At 58.3% G+C, this 15,073-nt stretch carries 13 protein-coding genes; 7 read left to right on the forward strand and 6 right to left on the reverse strand.

All coding sequences use genetic code 11. The features are described from left to right. Window position 1: 1 nt before the first annotated feature. Window positions 2-457, reverse strand: a complete 456-nt coding sequence (locus AOA61_RS22640) for a DUF721 domain-containing protein (protein ID WP_032890886.1) — start codon at window positions 455-457, stop codon at window positions 2-4. A gap of 294 nt (window positions 458-751) precedes the next feature. Here AOA61_RS22640 and secA point away from each other — a divergent pair, with 294 nt between their 5' ends. The 3 genes from secA (at window position 752) to AOA61_RS22655 (ending at window position 5,791) form a co-directional block, all read left to right on the forward strand. After that, a complete protein-coding gene (gene secA, locus AOA61_RS22645; protein WP_032890888.1) occupies window positions 752-3,487 on the forward strand; it encodes a preprotein translocase subunit SecA in 2,736 nt (911 codons plus the stop codon). Window positions 3,488-3,610: 123 nt separating this feature from the next. Then, on the forward strand, window positions 3,611-4,828 hold the full coding sequence (argJ, locus tag AOA61_RS22650) for a bifunctional glutamate N-acetyltransferase/amino-acid acetyltransferase ArgJ (protein WP_032890890.1): 1,218 nt from the start codon (window positions 3,611-3,613) through the stop codon (window positions 4,826-4,828). 18 nt (window positions 4,829-4,846) lie between these two features. Next, on the forward strand, window positions 4,847-5,791 hold the full coding sequence (locus AOA61_RS22655) for a Nudix family hydrolase (RefSeq protein WP_099602763.1): 945 nt from the start codon (window positions 4,847-4,849) through the stop codon (window positions 5,789-5,791). A 77-nt stretch (window positions 5,792-5,868) separates the two neighbouring features. Here the strand turns inward: AOA61_RS22655 and AOA61_RS22660 are convergent, their stop codons facing one another. Genes AOA61_RS22660 through AOA61_RS22670 form a run of 3 tightly spaced genes read right to left on the reverse strand, consistent with a single transcriptional unit; the run spans window position 5,869 to window position 9,450 of the window. Then, complete coding sequence (locus tag AOA61_RS22660; protein WP_099602764.1) at window positions 5,869-6,447, reverse strand: cob(I)yrinic acid a,c-diamide adenosyltransferase; 579 nt, start codon at window positions 6,445-6,447, stop codon at window positions 5,869-5,871. A 2-nt stretch (window positions 6,448-6,449) separates the two neighbouring features. Continuing rightward, on the reverse strand, window positions 6,450-8,486 hold the full coding sequence (locus AOA61_RS22665; RefSeq protein ID WP_032890895.1) for a HAMP domain-containing sensor histidine kinase: 2,037 nt from the start codon (window positions 8,484-8,486) through the stop codon (window positions 6,450-6,452). Window positions 8,487-8,532: 46 nt separating this feature from the next. Further along, window positions 8,533-9,450 (reverse strand): putative 2-dehydropantoate 2-reductase, encoded by a 918-nt coding sequence (locus tag AOA61_RS22670; RefSeq protein ID WP_099602810.1) that lies wholly within the window; start codon window positions 9,448-9,450, stop codon window positions 8,533-8,535. Between the two features lie 123 nt (window positions 9,451-9,573). Between AOA61_RS22670 and AOA61_RS22675 the strand changes: the two genes are divergently transcribed. Together AOA61_RS22675 and AOA61_RS22680 are read left to right on the forward strand one after the other, a co-directional pair. Further along, window positions 9,574-10,059: a YajQ family cyclic di-GMP-binding protein gene (locus AOA61_RS22675; RefSeq protein ID WP_003175814.1), complete on the forward strand. Its 486-nt coding sequence runs from the start codon at window positions 9,574-9,576 to the stop codon at window positions 10,057-10,059. A 136-nt stretch (window positions 10,060-10,195) separates the two neighbouring features. Beyond that, window positions 10,196-11,035, forward strand: coding sequence for a mechanosensitive ion channel family protein (locus tag AOA61_RS22680; RefSeq protein WP_032890899.1), 840 nt, complete (start codon window positions 10,196-10,198; stop codon window positions 11,033-11,035). A 268-nt stretch (window positions 11,036-11,303) separates the two neighbouring features. Here the strand turns inward: AOA61_RS22680 and AOA61_RS22685 are convergent, their stop codons facing one another. Beyond that, window positions 11,304-12,644 (reverse strand): OprD family porin, encoded by a 1,341-nt coding sequence (locus AOA61_RS22685; protein ID WP_032890901.1) that lies wholly within the window; start codon window positions 12,642-12,644, stop codon window positions 11,304-11,306. Between the two features lie 742 nt (window positions 12,645-13,386). Between AOA61_RS22685 and AOA61_RS22690 the strand changes: the two genes are divergently transcribed. Together AOA61_RS22690 and AOA61_RS22695 are read left to right on the forward strand one after the other, a co-directional pair. Then, window positions 13,387-13,812: an HIT domain-containing protein gene (locus AOA61_RS22690; protein ID WP_099602811.1), complete on the forward strand. Its 426-nt coding sequence runs from the start codon at window positions 13,387-13,389 to the stop codon at window positions 13,810-13,812. Window positions 13,813-13,815: 3 nt separating this feature from the next. Next, window positions 13,816-14,022 carry a SlyX family protein gene (locus AOA61_RS22695; RefSeq protein WP_032890904.1) on the forward strand — a complete coding sequence of 69 codons (207 nt, stop codon included), beginning with the start codon at window positions 13,816-13,818 and terminating at the stop codon, window positions 14,020-14,022. A gap of 70 nt (window positions 14,023-14,092) precedes the next feature. On the opposite strand, the gene AOA61_RS32510 is transcribed toward AOA61_RS22695, so the two are convergent. Then, complete coding sequence (locus AOA61_RS32510; RefSeq protein WP_032890906.1) at window positions 14,093-14,695, reverse strand: cold-shock protein; 603 nt, start codon at window positions 14,693-14,695, stop codon at window positions 14,093-14,095. Between the last annotated feature and the right edge of the window lie 378 nt (window positions 14,696-15,073).

A 15,073-nucleotide genomic window follows, 5' to 3' on the forward strand; every position in this document is an offset into this window, starting at 1 on the left:
CTCAGGCCTTGGGCTTGCCATGGGCGGCCAAGCGCTCAAGCGCGGCGCGCAAGCCTGGATCGTTGATGCCGTCGGCCGTGGCCTGAATCGTCTCGGCCGCATGCTCCGACAGGTCCAGAGTGTGCCCGACTGCGCCTTGCTGCACGGTCGGTGGCTGTACCTTGAACTGGATACGCGTCAAGCTGGCGAACTCATCGAATGCCATCAATTGACGCTGCAGGCGTTTTTGCTGATAGCGTAAACGGGTCGCCCAATGACCGTCGGTGACAATCAATAGCAAATTACCTTCACGCCACGACGCCACGTGGCAATGCTCGCGGGCGGCGGGTTGTAGTTGGCTTTCGAGCAGGCGTTGCAAATGGCCCAAGCGTTGTGCATGGCCAAAGATGGCTTTCAGCGGCTTGGCTTCGCGAAGCAACACGCTGGGCGCGCGGGCTGTAAGAGGGCGAAATGCCATGATTGGACACCTTAAGTAACAGAGCGGCCATCTTAGCAGAATGCGTCTGCGCGGCCCCTGACAATGCATTGCCGGGCGGTTTCCCAGGAAATCAATCGGCTCCATGGGTTGAAGTTCGCGCAAAAGCCCTTATTTTAAACAAGCCCTCTCACAGCACCATGCCAGCATCGGGGAACAACGCCACTTTCCTCACCCACGATTCCGGGTAGAATGCGCGTTCGCATGCGGCCGTGAGGGCTGCTCGGGCCACTCACGGTGCGCCCTCCATCCCTATGTGTGGAAGAACCTGCCGATATGTTTGCGCCTTTGTTAAAGAAACTTTTTGGAAGCAAGAATGAGCGCGAAGTCAAACGCATGCTCAAGACGGTGCAGCTGGTCAATGCCTTCGAAGAGCAGATGGTTGCCCTGTCGGACGAGCAATTGCGCGCCAAGACCCAAGAGTTCAAGGCCCGCATAGCCAAAGGTGAAACCCTCGACAAGCTGCTTCCCGAAGCCTTTGCGGTTGCCCGTGAAGCCGGTAAGCGTGTCATGGGCATGCGCCACTTCGACGTCCAGTTGATCGGCGGCATGACCTTGCATGAAGGCATGATTGCCGAAATGCGTACCGGTGAAGGCAAGACCCTGGTAGCTACTCTGGGTGTTTACCTCAACGCACTGTCCGGCAAGGGCGTGCACGTTGTGACGGTGAACGACTACCTGGCTCGCCGGGACGCCAACTGGATGCGCCCGCTGTATGAATATCTCGGCCTGACCGTCGGCGTAGTAACGCCGTTCCAGCCGCCGGAAGAGAAGCGCGCTGCTTACGCGTGCGACATTACCTACGGCACCAACAACGAATTCGGTTTCGACTACCTGCGCGACAACATGGCGTTCAGCATGGATGAAAAATTCCAGCGTGAACTCAACTTTGCCGTGATCGACGAAGTCGACTCCATTCTCATCGACGAAGCCCGTACCCCACTGATCATCTCCGGCCAGGCCGAAGACAGCTCGCGCCTGTACACCGAGATCAACAAGTTGATCCCGCGTCTGGAGCAGCACATCGAAGAAGTGGAAGGCGTTGTGACCAAAGAAGGTCACTTCTCCATCGACGAGAAGACCCGCCAGGTCGAACTCAACGAAGCCGGTCACCAGTTCGTCGAAGACATGCTGACCCAGATCGGCCTGCTGGCTGAGGGCGAGAGCCTGTACTCGGCGCACAACCTGGGCCTGTTGACCCACGTGTATGCGGGCCTGCGCGCCCACAAGCTGTTCCATCGCAACGTCGAATACATCGTGCAAGATGGCCAAGTGGTATTGGTTGACGAACACACCGGCCGTACCATGCCGGGTCGTCGTCTGTCCGAAGGCCTGCACCAGGCCATCGAAGCCAAGGAAATGCTCAACATTCAGGCCGAAAGCCAGACGTTGGCTTCCACCACCTTCCAGAACTACTTCCGTCTGTATAACAAACTGTCCGGCATGACCGGTACTGCGGACACCGAAGCGTTCGAATTCCACCAGATCTACAACCTGGCTGTGATGGTGATCCCACCGAACAAGCCGCTGGCGCGTAAAGATTTCAATGACCTGGTGTTCCTGACCGCCGAAGAGAAGTACGCGGCGATCATCAACGACATCAAGGACGGCATGGCCCAGGGCCGCCCGATTCTGGTGGGTACCGCCACCATCGAGACTTCCGAGCACGTGTCTAACCTGCTCAACAAGGAAGGTATCGAGCACAAGGTTCTTAACGCCAAGTTCCACGAAAAAGAAGCTGAGATCATTGCCCAGGCCGGTCGCCCAGGCGCACTGACTATCGCCACCAACATGGCCGGTCGTGGTACTGACATCCTGTTGGGCGGTAACTGGGAAGTGGAAGTCGCCTCCCTGGACAACCCTACCCCTGAGCAGATCGCCCAGATCAAGGCTGACTGGCAGAAGCGCCACCAGGCCGTGCTCGAATCCGGTGGTTTGCAGGTGATCGCGTCCGAGCGTCACGAATCGCGCCGTATCGACAACCAACTGCGTGGTCGTGCCGGCCGTCAGGGTGACGCCGGTTCCAGCCGCTTCTACCTGTCTCTGGAAGACAGCCTGATGCGCATCTTCGCCTCGGATCGGGTGAAGAACTTCATGAAAGCCTTGGGTATGCAGTCCGGTGAAGCGATCGAGCACCGTATGGTGACCAACGCCATCGAGAAGGCCCAGCGCAAGGTTGAAGGCCGTAACTTCGATATTCGTAAGCAACTGCTTGAGTTCGATGACGTCAACAACGAACAGCGTAAAGTGATTTATCACATGCGTAACACGTTGCTGGCCGCTGACAACATTGGCGAGACCATCGCCGATTTCCGTCAGGACGTGCTCAACGCGACCGTCAGTGCACACATCCCGCCACAGTCCCTGCCAGAGCAGTGGGATGTTGCTGGCCTGGAAGCCGCGTTGAAGAGCGACTTCGGTGTCGACTTGCCGGTCCAGCAATGGCTCGACGAAGACGATCACCTGTACGAAGAGACGCTGCGCGAGAAGCTGATGGCCGAGCTGCTGGCCGCGTACAACGAGAAAGAAGAGCAGGCGAGTGCCGAAGCACTGCGCACCTTCGAGAAACAAATCGTACTGCGCGTGCTGGACGACCTGTGGAAAGACCACCTGTCGACCATGGACCACCTGCGTCACGGCATCCACCTGCGTGGTTACGCCCAGAAGAACCCGAAGCAAGAGTACAAGCGCGAGTCTTTCACGCTGTTCTCCGAGTTGCTGGATTCGATCAAGCGCGATTCGATTCGCGTGCTGTCCCACGTTCAGGTGCGCCGCGAAGACCCGATCGAGGAAGAAGCTCGCCTGCGTCAGGAGGCCGAGGCACTGGCTGCGCGCATGCAGTTCCAGCACGACGAAGCGCCGGGTCTGGAAGCGCCTGAGGTGTTGGGCGAAGAGGTCGATGTGGCCTTGGCTCAGGCGCCGGTTCGCAATGACCAGAAGCTGGGCCGCAACGAACTGTGCTACTGCGGTTCGGGCAAGAAATTCAAACACTGCCACGGCCAGATCGAATAAGATTTTCGCCTGACGCTGCAATACCTAGCGCCGCGACCGGCCTCTGCCGTCGCGGCGTTTTGCCATTAATTTCACCGTCGATCACGACGGCACAGACATCATTTATCTTTAAGGAGCGCGTTCATGGCTGTTGGTCTTGGTCCTTTGCCCACATTGCACCCGGTTGCCGGTTTTGAGCTCGGTATCGCGTCGGCCGGCATCAAGCGCCCGGGGCGCAAGGATGTGGTGGTGATGCGCTGTGCCGAAGGTTCGACCGTCGCCGGTGTTTTCACCCTCAACGCCTTCTGTGCCGCTCCGGTGATCCTGGCCAAGCAGCGCGTTGCCGGCTCCATCCGTTACCTGCTGACTAACACTGGCAATGCCAACGCAGGCACCGGTGAGCCTGGTCTGGTCGCTGCGGCGCGTACCTGCGCCAAGCTGGCCCAGTTGACTGGCGTGGATGCCAGCCAAGTGTTGCCTTACTCCACCGGTGTCATCGGCGAGCCGCTGCCGGTTGAGAAAATCGAAGGCGCCTTGCAGGCCGCGTTGGACGACCTGTCTGTGGATAACTGGGCGGCCGCTGCCACTGGCATCATGACCACGGACACTCTGCCGAAAGGCGCGAGCCGTCAGTTCGTGCACGACGGCGTGACCGTCACCGTGACCGGTATCAGTAAAGGCGCGGGCATGATCCGCCCGAACATGGCAACCATGCTCGGCTACATTGCTACCGACGCCAAAGTTTCCCGCGACGTGCTGCACAGCCTGATCCTCGACGGCGCCAACAAGTCGTTCAACCGCATTACCATCGATGGCGATACCTCGACCAACGATTGCTGCATGCTGATCGCTACCGGCAAAGCTGATCTGCCGGAAATTACCGAGGCCAGCGGCCCGCTGTTCGCGGCATTGAAGCAGGCTGTGTTCGAAGTGTGCATGGACGTGGCCCAGGCCATCGTGCGTGACGGCGAAGGCGCCACCAAGTTCGTGACGGTTGAAGTCAACGGCGGCGGCAATCACCAGGAATGCCTGGATGTCGGCTACACCGTGGCCCACTCGCCGCTGATCAAGACGGCACTGTTCGCCTCCGACCCCAACTGGGGCCGCATCCTCGCCGCCGTTGGCCGTGCTGGTGTGCCGGATCTGGACGTGAGCAAGATCGACGTGTTCCTCGGTGACGTGTGCATCGCCAGCCGTGGCGCTCGTGCCGAGAGCTATACCGAAGCACAGGGCTCGGCGGTGATGCAGCAGGAAGAAATCACCATCCGCATCGAGTTGGGCCGCGGCGATTGCAGCGAAACCATCTGGACCACCGACCTGTCCCACGAGTACGTGAAGATCAACGCGGAATACCGTACCTGATAGAAGAGGATAACCGCGGTGAAACGAGTGCATGTAGCAGCAGCGGTGATCCGCGGTGTCGACGGCAGGATCCTGCTGGCGCGCCGCACGGATACTCAGCATCAGGGCGGTCTCTGGGAGTTTCCCGGTGGCAAGGTGGAGGCCGGTGAGTCGGTCGCCTCGGCCCTGTCCCGTGAATTACAGGAAGAACTGGGTATCCAGGTCGCCACGGCTCGGCCGTTGATCAAGGTGCAGCATGACTACCCGGACAAGCAGGTCTTGCTGGATGTCTGGGAAGTCTCGGCTTTTACCGGCGAGCCCCACGGTGTCGAAGGGCAACCCCTGGAATGGGTGGCGCCTCGGGATTTGCTCAACTACGAGTTCCCGGCCGCTAACGCTCCAATCGTTGCCGCCGCGCGCTTGCCTGCCGATTACCTGATCACCCCCGGCGAACTCGAAACCCCGACGCTGTTACGCGGGATTCAGAAGGCTGTCGCGGGCGGCATCAAGCTGGTCCAACTGCGTGCGCCGAACGGTTACGATCCCAAATACCGCGACCTCGCGGTAGATGCGGTGGGTCTGTGCGCTGGCAAGGCGCAGTTGATGCTTAAAGGACCGTTTGAATGGCTGGGGGATTTTCCTGCCGCCGGTTGGCACATGACCTCGGCGCAACTGCGCAAATACGCGAGCAAGGGCCGGCCGCTGCCGAAAGACCGTTGGTTGGCTGCTTCCTGCCACAACGCTGAAGAACTGGCGCTGGCAGAAATGATGGACGTGGATTTTGTCACGCTGTCGCCGGTGCAGCCGACCCAGACCCACCCTGATGCCCAGCCTTTGGGTTGGGAGCAGGCGGCAGAGTTGATCCGTGGGTTCAGCAAACCGGTGTTTCTGTTGGGCGGGGTTGGACCTGCTGATCGGGAGCAGGCTTGGGAAGCTGGGGCTCAGGGTGTGGCGGGTATCAGGGCGTTCTGGCCACAAGTTTGAAGCTGCTCTGGCGGGCCTCATCGGGTGCGACGATTCGACTTGCCCCCGATCAGGCCCTGCCAGTCAGCGAATCATGATCAGTGTGGCTTAGCCGCCGCCTGCCACAAAATCTCCGCAATCCCCTGGCGCCTGGCAATCACCCGCGCCGCCACAAACAGCAAATCCGACAGCCGATTGATATACGCCAACCCCACTCCCTCTAACGGCTCCACCGCGTTGAGGTGCTGACAGCGCCGCTCCGCACTGCGCGCCAGGCTGCGACACACATGGGCCTGGGCGATCAACGCCGAGCCACCGGGCAGGATGAAGTTTTCCAGCGGCCCGACCTCTTCATTCCAGCGATCAATCGCGGCCTCCAGCCGATCCACTTCCGCTGCGTTCAGCGCCTTGTACACCGGCATCGCCAGCTCACCGCCGAGGTCGAATAATCGATGTTGGCATGGGGTCAGTACCTCGATCACATCTTTGAGTTCCGGATGCTTGCCACTCTGCTCTTCCAGGCCCGCCAGTAATAATCCCAGTTGGCTGTTCAGCGAATCGACTTCACCGATGGCCTCAACTCGCGGGTGGTCCTTGGATACACGGCGACCGTCGCCGAGGCCGGTTTCGCCTGTGTCTCCAGTACGGGTGTAAATCTTCGACAGGCGAAAGCCCATGATCAGTGCTCCAGTTGGGTCAGTTCATTGGGCGGCAGTTGGCTGCCCGCCAAGGGTAAGCGCAGGGTAAAGCAGGTGCCTTGACCGAGGGTGGAATGCACCTCCATCTGCCCTTTGTGGTTGTTGGTGACGATGAAGTAAGAAACCGAAAGCCCAAGCCCAGTGCCCTGGCCGATCTCTTTGGTGGTGAAGAACGGCTCAAAAGTGCGTTTACGTACGTTCTCACTCATGCCGATACCGTTGTCTTCCACCTGAATCTCTGCCCACGGCGGGTTAAGACGTGTGCGCAGGATGATGCGCCCCGGTTCGCGATCGTCTTCACGCAGATGAATGGCCTGGGCTGCGTTTTTCAGCAGGTTGAGCAGTACTTGTTCCAGCTCGTTGGCAGTGCCGGGCACCGGGCCCAATTGGGGGTCGAACTGACGAATGATCGCCTGGCCCTTGAAGTCGAAACCGATGGCCAGATCGAAGTCGTTACCGGCAATTTCCACGGCCTGGTCGATCAGCGCCGGCAGGTCGCAAGGCGCCATCTGCCGATTACTGCGGCGGCTGAAACTGAGCATGTGAGTGACGATCTTGGCCGCTCGCGCACCGGCTTGCTGGATGCCATCCAGCAGTTGTGGCACCTCACGGCCTTCCAGGTAGCGGTTGATCTTTTCCAGTTCGATACCTGCCTGCTCGGCGAATTCCAGGTTTTTGGGTAGGTCGGACGACAGCCGGCGCCGGATGTTCTGCACGTTATGCAGGATCGCCCCCAGCGGATTGTTGATCTCGTGAGCCATACCGGCGGCAAGCCCACCGACCGAGAGCATTTTTTCCGACTGCACCATCATTTCTTCCAGGGACAGGCGCTGAGTGATGTCGTCGATACGGATCACCACGCCCCGCCCGGCTCCGCCCATCAGAGGGTAGAAGGTCAGGGCGTAATGCTTGGGTTCATCATCCTTGATCCAGGTGACACGCTCGATGCGTTCTACCGTGTGCTGCTCCACCGTAGCCTTGATCTGCGGCAGGTACGGCTTGAGCGGTTGAAAAGCGAGGTAGATCGGCTGATTCAGCGCTTCATCCAGACGCGTACCGGAAAGCGCGCTGGCCTCCTGGTTCCACTGGGTGACGTAGAGTTGTTCGTCCAGGGCGATCAACGCCGAGGGCATCGAGTCGATGATGCTGTTCAGGTAGTTTTGAAAACCGGTGAGTTTTTTCTCGATCTTGCTGCGAACCTGGACTTCCAGCTCCAACTTTCGGTTGGTATGGCGTGTTTCTTCGGCCAAGCCTTGAGCTTGGTCATAAGCGGCCTGGGAGTCGTCCCTTGCGCGCTTGAGCTGCTGTTCGCGAGCTTCGATACGCGAGAGCATAGTGTTGAAAGCTTCGGCCAGGCTGCCGATTTCATCGCGGTTACCACGGCCGGCGCGCAGGGCGTAGTTCTCTTCGCGGGTTACTTGGCGCGACAGTTCTTCCAATTCGTGGATCGGCCGGGTAATCAGGCGCTTGATCTGCCGGGCGATGATCAGCCATAGCAGCACACTGAAAATCAGGATACCCAGGCTGGCCGTCAGCGTGCCGGTGTAGAAGGCCACCGGCAGTTCGCTGCTGGCCACCAGCAGCAAATGCCCGGAAGGCTGGCCTGCCCGGGGCAGGGTGATGATCTGGTTACTGCGAAACTCGGTAACACGCCACGCCTCGATATGCCGATAGTTGTCCGGCAAGTGCAGGCGATCACCGTGTTGCATCTGCGCCAGGCGGTTGCCTTCGCCGTCATACAGGGCGGCGGCGCGTAATGGCGAATAGCTGGTCAGCTCACTGAGTAGGGCATCGGCTTGGGCGGGGGATTCGAGCGCTTCGGCGGCGAGGCCCGGGTTGGACACCAGGCGACCGATGGCCTGCAAGGCCTGAGGTGCCATGCTTTCCTGGGAAATCCAGTACGCGGCGCTGATAAAGGTCAGGTTGGCCACCAGCAATACGGTGGTCAACAACACCAACAGGGCGGCCAGCAGTTTCTGCCCAACCGGTAGATTTTCGAGGCGCTGGCGCAGCGGCATCAGGGTTATCCCAGGTGATAGACAGGCGGGCAGGGTAGCGCGTGGTTCAGTCGCGGGGCAATCCGCGTGCAACTAACTGATCAATCAAACGCACCTGCAACTGCTGCAAATGCGGCAGGTTCAATTGGTGGCGTGCGGCCGCCTGGCAAGCATAGCCCAACAGGTAACTGATTTCGGTGCGGCGGGCGTTGGCGACGTCCTGGTACATGGAGGAGTAGTTAGCGGCTGTGGCGTGGATCACCCGTTCCACTTCGTGTTGCAGGTCCAGCGCGGCGTCGGGTTGGCCGCAACATTCCAGCAGCTCACCGAGTTCAGCGCACAGGGTTGCCACTTCGCATTGATGGGTTTGCAGTTCGCCGTTGCGGCACTGGTAAAGCACGGTCAGCGGGTTGATCGCGCAATTGAGCGCTAGCTTGCGCCATAGCCGGGTCAGAATGTCGGTGCTCCATTCGTGGGGGATGCCGGCGGCGTGCAGGTCGTTCAGCCACAGCGGTGGGGCAGGGTGGGCTGCATCCCCCAGCCAGGTGTAGCCGTGGCCTGCAAACACCACGCGCCAATCGCCGTCGCGAAACGCGCCTTCGGTGCTGGAGGCGAAGATGCAGCGTGCTTGGGGTAACTGAGCAACCACTGCGTCCTGGCTGCCAAGGCCGTTTTGCAAAAGGACCAGCTCGGCGTGTGGGGACAGGCGATGCTGCAAATGTGCGACGGCGCTTTGGGCGTCGTAGGCTTTGCACGCTACCAGCAGGCGATGAATCGGCTCGGGGTTGTCAGGCGTTTCGCCAATCACCGGATAAGTCTTTTCTATACCGTGTTCGACCAACGTCAGCCCCTTACCGGCCTGATAGCTGGCAAGGCGCGCCTTATCGCGCAGGATCATCCTCACGGGCAGGCCGGCGCGAGCCAAGCGCGTGGCCCAGAGTGTGCCCAGGCTGCCGGCGCCGAGAATATGCCAGGTGGTCGACATCAGTTTGTGCTCCGTAGGGTCGCCTGCGGTGAACGGGGCGAAAGAACCGCTATAATGCCCCTGCATTTTAGCTCGGGCGCGCTCCATCTCTACTGAACCCGCCCCTTATATTGGAGAAATCACATGCCTTCGTTCGACGTGGTATCTGAACTGGACAAACACGAAGTCACCAACGCCGTCGAGAACGCCGTCAAGGAGCTGGACCGTCGCTATGACCTGAAGGGCAAGGGCAGCTTCGAGTTCAAGGAAAAGGAACTGACCGTCAACCTGACCGCTGAAGCCGATTTCCAGCTGGAAGCGATGATCGAGATCCTCAAGCTGTCGTTGGTCAAGCGCAAGATCGATGCACAGTGCCTTGAAATCAAGGACGCCTACGCTTCCGGCAAGCTGATGAAGCAGGAAGCAGTGTTAAAGGAAGGCATCGACAAGGAGCTGGCGAAGAAGATCGTCGCCCATATCAAGGACGCCAAGCTGAAAGTCCAGGCGGCCATCCAGGGTGAGCAGGTTCGCGTCACTGGCAAGAAACGTGATGACCTGCAAGAGGCCATCGCTGCCCTGCGCGCCAAAACCTTCGACATGCCGCTGCAGTTCAATAACTTCCGCGACTGATGGCATTTTGGGGAACCAGCGGGCGATTTTGACGTCCCACGCCCCATAACCTGTGCCTGCACTTGAGCCCTACGGGGCTCATTTGCGTTTTTAGGCCGTCAATAAAGCCGCACATCCGCCAAACAGGAGACGATAGATGGATTTCAATGCTGAAGTGGATCACCTGATCAAGACCTCACAGTCGTGGATCCCGATGATCATGGAATACGGCAGCCGAGTACTACTGGCAGTGATCACCCTGGCCATTGGCTGGTGGCTGATCAACGTATTGACCCACCGTGTAGGTCGCTTGCTGGCTCTGCGTAACGCGGACCTGGCACTGCAACACTTCATCACCAGCCTGGCGAACATTGCGCTGAAGGTCATGCTGATTGTCAGCGTGGCCTCGATGATCGGCGTGGCGACTACCTCGTTCGTGGCGGCCATCGGTGCCGCGACCCTGGCCATTGGCCTGGCATTGCAGGGCAGCCTGGCCAACTTCGCCGGTGGCGTGCTGATTCTGTTGTTCCGCCCATTCCGCATTGGTGACTGGATCGAAGCCCAAGGCACCTCGGGCACTGTCGACAGCATCCAGATCTTCCACACCGTGCTGCGCACTGGCGACAACAAGACCGTGATCGTACCTAACGGCATCCTGTCCAACGGCATCATCACCAACACCAACCGTCAGCCGACCCGCAAGGTGGTGTTTGATGTAGGCGTGGATTATGACGCCGACCTGCAAAAAGCCCGTGACGTGCTTCTGGAACTGTCAAAAGATCCCCGCGTACTGACTGATCCTGCCGCGGTGGCGGTGGTCTCTACATTGGGCGATAGCTCCATCACGGTTTCCCTGCGTTGCTGGACCAAAACCCCGGATTATTGGGATGTAGTCTTCATGCTCAATGAACTGGCGCGTGATCGTTTAAAGGCGGCGGGGATTGATATTCCGTTTCCGCAACGTGTTATTCGTGTGGTTCAGGAAGCAGCTGTGTAATCAGTTGCTTTATTAACTTGGCCGCTTGGTCAGCTATTGCTGTTAAAGACAAGGGGCTTCATGCCCCTTGTTTTTTTGTCACTCCCCTTTGGCAACTATCAAGTTTTAATCGGCGCCGAGTAACACAACTAGTAAGCCTAGGTTTCTTAGTTAGCTTGCTATGTAAAATTGAAGCGCTTTTTGTAGGTCATAAAAAAACCGGCGACCTGATTAAGGGCGCCGGTTTTTATTAGCGTTACGCGTTAGCGCAATCAGCTGACCACTGAAATTACAAGATGCTCAGTGGGTATTCTACGATCACACGGGTGTCGACTAGGTTGTCGTAGTTGGTCGCGCGGTAATCGCTGTTGGTGCCGCTGTAGATTGCGTTACGAACGCGGAAGGACAGACCTTTGGCCGGACCTTCTTGCAGTACGTACTTGGCTTCCACGTCCCACTCGTGCTCTTTACCATCGCTGGAATCTGCAACGGTAACGTTGCTACCGCGAGTGTAACGGGTCATGAAGCTCAGACCTGGCACGCCGAACGAGGCCATGTTCAGGTCGTAGCGAGCCTGCCAGGACTTCTCGTCTTCGCCAACGAAGTCGGAGATTTGCACGGAGTTGGCCAGGTAAACGGTACCGCCACCGTCGACACCGTAGTTGTAACCGGTTTTACCAGAGGACTGCTGGTAAGCCAGGGTGAACTTGTGTGCGTCGATGCTATACGCAGCTGCCAGGCTCCAGACGCGGTTGTCCAGGTCGCCGTTCAGCTTTTTGCCGTCGTCCTTGCTGCGGTAGCCGTTGAAGTCGAAACTCAACGATTGCTTGTCGCTCAGCGGCAGGGTGTAGAAGACGTTGACGTACTGCTTCTTCCAGTAGTCTTCAACATCGGAGGCGTGGAACGCGAAAATGAAGTTCTCAAGGCCCGAGTAGGTAAAGCCAGCGATATTCGCTGCACTCAGCCCTGGGTTTTGCTTGCCGGTAACACGGCTGCGACCGTTGATGCTGTCACGGCCCATGCCGGTTTGCGCGCTCAGTGCGGTGAAGCGGCCAGCGGTCAATTCCAGACCTTTGATCTCGTTGCTGGTGATCAAGGTGCCGGTGGCGACTTCAGGCAGCAGACGGCCGTCGTCGGTAGTGAAAACCGGGCTGGATACGAACTGGTTGCCATATTTCAGCACGGTGTCGGAGATGCGGAGTTTCGCTGCCCCAGCCACTTTGGACTGAGTGGATTCTGGCTCGCCAGCGCCATTGGTTGCGAACAGACCGTTACCGGCACGGCCCGCACCGCCATCAAGCTTATAGCTGCCCATGGCCATGGCATCGACGCCGAAGCCGACGGTGCCTTGGGTGAAGCCGGATTGGTAGGTGAGCAACTCGCTGATACCGGTGTCTTGACGGTAGCCGCTGACTTTGTCGTCGGTGCCGGTGGTGTAGGTACCGTTACCACGACGCACGTTACCCACGCCGTCCTTGTAGTCACGGTTCATGTACATTGCACGGGTTTTCGCGGTCAGGGTGCTATCTTCGATAAAGCCCTTTGCGTCGTCCTGAGAGGACGCGATTGCGAACTGCGAGGTGCCTGCAGAAACAGCCAGGGCGATCATGCTCCACTTCATCACGCGCATCGTGATTTGCTCCTTTGGTTTTCGGAAGAGTACTGCCGTCCCACCTGTATTTTTATCTGGGCGGCTCTTTCTTTTTTGTGTCGGCGCAAAGTTATATCACGCAGACTCTAATGACGATACTTACCAAACTTTCCTTTCAGCTTCTTTACGAGGCTGTCGTAAATTGCTAGCTCCATGTCGCAAATTCACAGTCCTGAATGTTACGGGACTGACAACTTCAATGCTGTTTTCAGACCTCTTTCGAAGTTTGAAACCTTCCTTGGGGCGCATCGAAACGCTGCTGTTCTTTTATCGCGAAACACCTGCTTCCAAACGGGTGTCGTTGCCGACGATGTGAGTGTGAATGCAACAAGCGCGCCCAAACCGGTAACCGAATGTCATTTTTTCGTGAAAAGCGTGGTGGGCGTGTAAAAACCTCATAAGTACGGGGTTTTTACGCCGTTTTGTTTGGGCTTGACGTGCATGGGTTACGCCTCTTCGGTGGTACTAAAACACTGTGCCAGAGAAAAACGTTACCGGTTCACCCTACAAGTGGGTAGTCGGCGGATCCCTTTGATGCACAAGTGGGTCATTTTGGTGCGCCCTTGAAAGGCCCGGATTAGCGTAGCTCAAATATTTGCCTGCCTCTTAAGAGTGCAGGTTTTTATCGGTTTGCGTTACGTTGCTGCCATTCGCCGTGAAGCCTGGCGCGTTCAAAGGTATGCTGGCGCCTGAAACTGACCTGCCGAACGGAGTGCCCGTGGTGTTCGCCTTAGATCAACGTTTGCAACAAGACACACTGGTCATCGGGGACTTCCCGCTGTGCCGCCTGCTGCTGTCCAATGATTCGAACTACCCCTGGTTCATCCTAGTGCCGCGTATCAACGGTATCAGCGAAGTGTTTCAGCTGGATGTCGCAGATCAACATACCCTGTGGCAAGAGACCACGGCCTTGGCGCAGTGGCTGAACGAAGGGTTGGCCGCCGACAAGATGAACATTGGCGCGCTGGGCAACGTCGTCAGCCAATTGCATGTGCATGTGATCGTACGCAAGCGTGATGACGCTGCCTGGCCTGCTCCAGTGTGGGGCAAGCATCCGGCCCAGCCGTACACTGAAGAGCAACTGGCCGCCATTCGTTCGCGTCTGCGCGAGCTGCTGCCCGCCGACTTTATCTTTACCCAGGGCTGAACCATGGATCTGCAAGACCGCGTCACTGAACTGGAAAGCCGCCTGGCCTTCCAGGACGACACCATCGAAACCCTGAATGACATCCTGGTCACCCAGCAGCGGGCCGTCGAACGGCTGCAGTTGCAGATGACCGCGCTGCTTAAGCGCCAGGAAGAAATGGGCGGGCAATTCGAGTCATCTGAAGAAGAAGCGCCGCCGCCTCACTACTGATCGACAGGCAATAAAAAAACCGCGACCCAGCCAGGCTGGATCGCGGTTTTTTTTGCTGCGACGGCTGGAATCAGCGACGCGGCAATGCAGCGATCACGTCTTCGGCTTGTAGGCCTTTGTCGCGATTCATCACGGAAAACTCCACGCGCTGGCCTTCAACCAGAACACGATGGCCTTCGCCGCGAATGGCCCGGAAGTGGACGAAGATATCGTCGCCCGAATCACGGGAAATAAAGCCGAAGCCTTTGGATGTGTTGAACCACTTGACGGTACCGGTATCCCGATTGGTCATGTCGTAGTTTTGCGACGCGGCCGCGGGGGACGAGCGGTAGAAGCTGATAGCCAGGTGAAGAGCGATGGCGACCACAGCAATTACCAGGCTGAGCAGGATGGCCGGATGGCCGCCGACTTCAGGCATGGGTGCCAGGAGGGTGAGGGTTTGTACGACAACGGTCAGTACCAGCAGCGCGCTGACCAGGTTTTGCAGTTGATGGCGCGTGCCTTTGTTCCAGTAAGGGATTACTGGGGCGAGCGTCAGGTTAAGAAGGCCGAACAAGGCCAGGTACAAAGCGTCATGTTGTTGCAGGTAGGGCAGGCTTTCAGGCTGCAGGCTCGGGATAAAGGACAGCAGCAACGCTGCAACGCCCGTTAGCAGGTGGACGATTTTCAACATTTTGATTAACTCACGTTAAGACGGATCACAAGGAAGAGCTGACTGGCACGGTTCGCTTCTGAACAATGGGAGGCGTTGGGCACGTGCACGGGTATCAGCCTATGCCGCTCGCCGTGAAAAAACGGCGGCGACACGCTGCCTATTTAACAGCAAAGGCTGTGCCTACTCAAATCAAGCATTTTCGTGCTTTGCAGGGTGCGGGGCATTTCTGCGTGAAACGCTGGTCCTAGACAGGTGCAGGTGTTTTTTGGGCGTTTGGCGGGAATTTTCCTGCGTGGCTCAAATGACTTGGTTGCCGCCGAAGAGGGCGTAAAGCGCAGGACCATTTGCCGCACCGTGTCCTTGGCGGGCTGCGCGTCAGCAGCACTCTTGCTACAG

The organism is Pseudomonas sp. 2995-1 (genome assembly GCF_002742505.1).
Lineage (GTDB): Bacteria > Pseudomonadota > Gammaproteobacteria > Pseudomonadales > Pseudomonadaceae > Aquipseudomonas > Aquipseudomonas sivasensis.

Bases quoted from the DNA above. Each gene is read 5' to 3' on its own strand.
- AOA61_RS22640 (WP_032890886.1), bottom strand. From the start codon at position 457: ATGGCATTTCGCCCTCTTACAGCCCGCGCGCCCAGCGTGTTGCTTCGC.
- secA (WP_032890888.1), top strand. From the start codon at position 752: ATGTTTGCGCCTTTGTTAAAGAAACTTTTTGGAAGCAAGAATGAGCGC.
- argJ (WP_032890890.1), top strand. From the start codon at position 3,611: ATGGCTGTTGGTCTTGGTCCTTTGCCCACATTGCACCCGGTTGCCGGT.
- AOA61_RS22660 (WP_099602764.1), bottom strand. From the start codon at position 6,447: ATGGGCTTTCGCCTGTCGAAGATTTACACCCGTACTGGAGACACAGGC.
- AOA61_RS22665 (WP_032890895.1), bottom strand. From the start codon at position 8,486: ATGCCGCTGCGCCAGCGCCTCGAAAATCTACCGGTTGGGCAGAAACTG.
- AOA61_RS22670 (WP_099602810.1), bottom strand. From the start codon at position 9,450: ATGTCGACCACCTGGCATATTCTCGGCGCCGGCAGCCTGGGCACACTC.
- AOA61_RS22675 (WP_003175814.1), top strand. From the start codon at position 9,574: ATGCCTTCGTTCGACGTGGTATCTGAACTGGACAAACACGAAGTCACC.
- AOA61_RS22680 (WP_032890899.1), top strand. From the start codon at position 10,196: ATGGATTTCAATGCTGAAGTGGATCACCTGATCAAGACCTCACAGTCG.
- AOA61_RS22685 (WP_032890901.1), bottom strand. From the start codon at position 12,644: ATGCGCGTGATGAAGTGGAGCATGATCGCCCTGGCTGTTTCTGCAGGC.
- AOA61_RS22695 (WP_032890904.1), top strand. From the start codon at position 13,816: ATGGATCTGCAAGACCGCGTCACTGAACTGGAAAGCCGCCTGGCCTTC.
- AOA61_RS32510 (WP_032890906.1), bottom strand. From the start codon at position 14,695: ATGTTGAAAATCGTCCACCTGCTAACGGGCGTTGCAGCGTTGCTGCTG.